This window comes from Cecembia sp., from assembly GCF_007126775.1.
In the GTDB taxonomy this organism is placed as follows: Bacteria; Bacteroidota; Bacteroidia; order Cytophagales; family Cyclobacteriaceae; genus Cecembia.
Genome location: NZ_SLAP01000125.1, coordinates 1 through 4,839, shown reverse-complemented (window position 1 = coordinate 4,839; position 4,839 = coordinate 1). Strand labels below are relative to the sequence as shown.

The 4,839-nt window shown below is 43.3% G+C and carries 3 protein-coding genes; all 3 read right to left on the bottom strand.

Annotated features, from left to right (window positions below; all coding sequences use genetic code 11):
- Positions 1 to 19: 19 nt before the first annotated feature.
- Complete coding sequence (locus QZT73_RS08755) at positions 20 to 2,443, bottom strand: prolyl oligopeptidase family serine peptidase (protein WP_291787678.1); 2,424 nt, start codon at positions 2,441 to 2,443, stop codon at positions 20 to 22.
- A 109-nt stretch (positions 2,444 to 2,552) separates the two neighbouring features.
- Complete coding sequence (alr, locus tag QZT73_RS08750; RefSeq protein WP_291787676.1) at positions 2,553 to 3,707, bottom strand: alanine racemase; 1,155 nt, start codon at positions 3,705 to 3,707, stop codon at positions 2,553 to 2,555.
- 311 nt (positions 3,708 to 4,018) lie between these two features.
- A partial coding sequence (araD1, locus tag QZT73_RS08745; RefSeq protein WP_291787673.1) for an AraD1 family protein occupies positions 4,019 to 4,839 on the bottom strand: 821 nt, incomplete at its 5' end.

The window sequence follows — 4,839 nt, the reverse complement described above, 5'->3', positions numbered from 1 at the left end:
GCTTCTAATCTTTAGCCTCTCACTGTCTATTCTTCACATACCTCTCCAACCACTCATGTTGCTCCCACAGAGTATGCAGGATGGATTCTTTGGCGGCATAGCCATGGCTTTCATGAGGAAGGAATACCAACCTTGTTGTCGCTCCATGGCCTTTAAGCGCATTGTAATAACGCTCTGATTGAATAGGGAAAGTACCGGAATTGTTATCCGCCTCTCCATGGATCAATAGTATGGGTGTTTTTACCTTGTGGGCATTCATAAAGGGCGACATGGTGTTGTACACATCAGGCGCCTCCCAGTAGGTGCGCTGCTCATACTGAAAGCCAAATGGAGTAAGGGTTCTGTTGTACGCCCCGCTTCTCGCAAGCCCTGCAGCAAATAAATCGGAATGGGAAAGTAAATTGGCGGTCATAAAGGCGCCATAAGAATGACCTCCTACCGCAATACGGTTTTTGTCACCGATACCCTTTTCCACAATAAAATCAATGGCTGCCTCTGCATTGGCCACCAACTGCTCCACGAAGAAATCATTTGGTTCTTCATCACCTTCTCCCACGATAGGCATTTCTGTCTGATCCATGATGGCATACCCTTGGGTTACCCAATAGATCGGGGAACCCCAGTTCAAGCGGGTAAATGTATATTTGGAACCTCTTACCTGTGCCGCTACAGCAGCAGATTTGTATTCCCTTGGATAAGCCCACATCAATACCGGTAACCTGCCGTCCTTTTCAGGGTCATAACCTTCCGGGGTATACACTACCGCTGATAGGTCAAGGCCGTCGTTCCTTTTGTACTTGACCAATTCCTTGTTGATACCTTTAATGGATTCATAAGGATGGGCAAATTGTGTAATCTGAACAGGAGCGATACGCCTTCTGGTATTGACCAACCAATAGTTGGGCTGTATATCTGTACTTTCCTTCAAGGTCACAAATTCCGTGGCATTGGCATCCAAGACTTTGGCTACCCGCTCGTAATAGGGAGCCTGAGAGCGCCATAGGATATTTTCAGTCTTGGTTTTGGTATTGAAGGCTGACAAATAAGGCATGCTTCCTTCTGGGCTACCACCTTCTGAGGTCATGAACACATCATCTCCTTTTCTTAAAAGTACAGACCTGCCATAGGCATTGGTGGTGAACACCGGTGTGCCAGGATCATTGTAAATGTCATCAGAAGAACGCTCTATGATTACAGTACCTTTTTCTTGAGGTTTGGAGGGATTAATGCGGGTTACTTTTTGCTGACGGCTTGAAAACCAGCCTTCGTTTAGCAAGGCAAAGTTGTCATCAGACCAAAAAATTCCTCTATAGCGGTAGCCTATGCCTGCCAATTTGGAGGGCTGGGATGTGAAAGGAGCATCCAAAGTATAGACAATTTCTCTTTCTTCCATTTGAACTTTAGGATCGCCCCCATCCTTGGCCTCTACCCAATATAAAGTGGCGGGCTTATCCGCTCGCCAAGAAATGGACCTAGGTCCGGTAACCGTGGCATCAAAACCTGTTGGCCTTACCTCATCCAAAGGAATTTCTGCCAAGGTTTTGACCATTTTTCCCTCAATATCCCATATTTCCACATTGTAAGGAAAGCGGGAAGCGGGAACCAGGTAAGAGAAAGGCTTTTGAATTAAGTCAACTGTAATGTACCTACCGTCAGGAGAAAGGTCTATGGATTTGATCATACCTGATTTGCCAATGGCATTGAGGTTGCCGTCCAAATCTACCATCATGATCTGGGAATCCATAAAGTATTCCAACAAAGCCTCATCATAAGGATTGCTCAGAAGATCCTGATATGTTCGGGATGGGGCTGCATTTCCAGAAGTTTCCTGTATGACAGGGCCTGATGGTGCCAAAGGCGCAATTGGCATATTACCCCTGTTGGGATTGATTCCTGTAAACATTATTTGGTTGTCAGGTGTCCAAGTGATGCCTGTTCCATATACTGCATTGACGATCTCATCAGTCAGTTTTTTGGCTTCCATGGTGGATAAGTCTACCATCCACAGGCTAATTCCAGTACTGCTGGTATTTGTCAAGACCACGTATTTCTCATCTTTTGAAAGGGAAAATCCTCCCAATCTTGGATTTTCAGGTAAGCCTTTTACCTGTCGCTCTTCACCACCACGGGTATTCTTGAGGATGACGTTTTTAAAGGAACCTGTACGGCTGGGCCCGTTGGTGGCTGGATTGATCCTTATCCCACCTATACGGAGTTCAGGTTGTGCCAAATCCTCAATCGATGGATTGCCCGCCCTTTCTAAGATTAACATGAAGTCGCCGGATCGGCTGAAACTTACAAGAGGCGTAGGATCAGAATCAACAAGGTCAGTAATGGCCTGAGGTGGCGTCTGGTAGGTCAATGCTTCCTGGGCCTGCACTGTAAACAGCGTAGCCATAGCAAGCACCAAGGTCAATGGTATTTGATATAACTTTTTAAACATAAGCGTAATAGAAGTTTAGTTTTTGTTGGAATTTAATTCATATTCTTTAAAGAAGACTTCATTTTTAGCTGTCTGGTTCGAAAAACTGTTATATGGCAGTAATATTTAATCAATCCACCACGCTTCTGGGTATATCTTGGGGCAACCTGGTGAGTAGTTCATAATTGACCTGTTGGGATGATTCTCCAAAGGAGGCAACAGATATCTCCTTGTCTCCTTGGCTGCCGATGATGACCACTTCATCCCCTTTTTGCACTTTTTCCAAGTCCGTGACATCCACAGCAATGCTGTTCATGGTGACCGTTCCCACTACAGGAACAATTATACCCGAAATGAGGACTTTACCTTGATTGCTCAGCATTCTGCTGTATCCATGTCCATAGCCTATGGGGACCAAAGCAATGGTCATATCTCTTGGTGCCATGTAGCTGGAACCATAACCAATAAAGTCCCCCATTTTGACCGCTTTGGTGTTCATTATGCTGCTTTTCCAGGATATGAGTCTTTTTAAGGGGTTTTTATTATCTTCCGGTAAGGATTGGAAACGGTAAATATATGCTTCTTGGGTCGGCCAAAATCCGTAGGCTGCAATACCTATCCTCACCATATCCATGGTGGTTTCCGGATAGAGCAGCGTAGCTGCCGAACATGCAGTATGGTATTTTTTAAATTTGATCTTTTGGGCATCAAACCATTTCTTGAACTTCTTGTAGTTTTTGATCTGATTTCGGACACGCACGTAGTTGGCAATGCTTTCTGCCCCTGCATAATGGGTGCATAGACCCTCCAATTCTAAAAAATCTACATTTTCGGTTAAAAGTGTTGCCAACCATTCCCTTTCTTCCCATTCAAACCCGGTCCGGTGAAATCCCGTCTCCAACTCTACATGGACTTTTGCCTTGATGCCCAATTTCTTTGACATGGCTATGGCTGCTTCCAAGCGATCAAATTCAAAAACATAAAAATTGATGCCTTTTTGAATCAGATCCTCCAAGTCCCCATTCTCCAGCATGCCCATGATCATAATCTGACTTTGATGTTGGCTGGCCTGATACACACGCAACGCTTCATCTGCTGAAAAGGTTGAAAAATGGCGGATGCCATTCGACTCTGCTATAGGGACTATATTTTCTATTCCGTGACCATAAGCATTCCCCTTGATGACCAAAGAGAGTGCTGTACCATCTCCAATCTCGGTTTTTAAAAATTCAATGTTTTTTTGAAATGCGGACTTGCTGATTTCTAAATAGGAGGTGTGCTGCATGGGGGCAAATTATATTTTCTAATTTTTTAACCTAATTTTTTATGAAAGAGTTGGATTAAGATTGCATTTTACGGATAACCCAAATGCATAATACCATCCAACTTAAATCTATGATTAATAAAACGTAAATTCTGAATGAGTCTAAATTACACGAAGGTCATATATTGTTTGTAATTGATCTGCTAAATGATTTAAAGTTCCAATCCTGAAGAAATGAACCATTATTTTCACTTAATTGACCTCTTATTTAAAGTAAGCAACATAACGTTACTTTCAAAAAATGTCTTAGAATTCGGATTTAAACATTGTCGTTATACCTGTTTGAGTGTGTTGATAAGTGGTTTTCCCATTTCCGGAATAGAAATCTCAAATCTATCCCCATTTTGGACTTCAATCCCATCAGCAAAACTGGCTACTGAGGTGCCAAAGTAATGCACATGCACATCTCCAGGCTGTCTAAACATGTCATATTTGAAGTGATGATGTTCCAGATTGGCGATATTATGGCTCATATTGGCGTTTCCGGTAAGAAATTCCTTTTGCCATAGCAGGTCATTACCCCTTTTGATACTGCTTAGGCCTATCAATTGATCAGGGAGTTCGCTGATTAAGAGCTCTGGACCATAGGCACTTGCCCTGAGCTTGGAATGCGCCAAGTAGAGGTAATTGATTTTCTCCATTTTGTGATCTGAAAATTCATTGCCTATTGCAAAACCCACTCTAAATGGATTACCTTCCGGATCGATGACATACAAGCCGGCCAATTCGGGTTCTTCGCCCCCATCAAGGGCAAAAGATGGAGAAAGCAATTCATGTCCCGTGGGCACCACGGAAAGCCCATTTCCCTTGTAAAACCATTCTGGTTGAACGCCAGGTGCTTCATTAAGCATTTTGCCATTTTCTATTCCCATTTGGAACATTTTCATGGAATCTGTAAGCGCATCAGGGTTGCTGCTTTTTAGTTTTTGGTGCATTTTATCTCTTGAAGCCGCAGATCCCAAATGGGTAAGACCAGTGCCAGTAACCCAGCAGCGATAAGGGTCAGGATGGGTAAGCGGGAGTAGAACTTGTTTATTGTCTAATAAATGTTGATAACTTACTTTTTGATCTCCTGCCAGATAGCTGACAAGTT